Raw genomic sequence first — 233 nt, forward strand, 5'->3', positions numbered from 1 at the left:
GATCCATTGAATGGCAGCAAATTCTTTTGGTACGTGATTGCGAATCTGCAGAATACAGGAGCTTTGATTACGATCAAGTGAGATTGAGCGGAATTTGCGCTGTTCTTCCTTGGTTCCTGAAGCAAAAGTTCCCATCGGATCATATGGCGTGCCGTTGTAATGAGAAGAAAGAAAGGCTTCCACGTCTTCAATCGCGATCTTCTTTTCTGGCCGCCGCAGGAATGGCATGTTTT

Annotated in this window: 1 protein-coding gene; it reads right to left on the minus strand. The window is 45.5% G+C overall.

Annotated features, from left to right (window positions below; all coding sequences use genetic code 11):
- A partial coding sequence (locus LJE08_RS14535) for a C69 family dipeptidase (RefSeq protein WP_227403654.1) occupies positions 1-233 on the minus strand: 233 nt, incomplete at both ends.

This window comes from Holdemanella sp. DFI.5.55 (assembly GCF_020593575.1).
Classification (GTDB): domain Bacteria; phylum Bacillota_I; class Bacilli_A; order Erysipelotrichales; family Erysipelotrichaceae; genus Holdemanella; species Holdemanella hominis.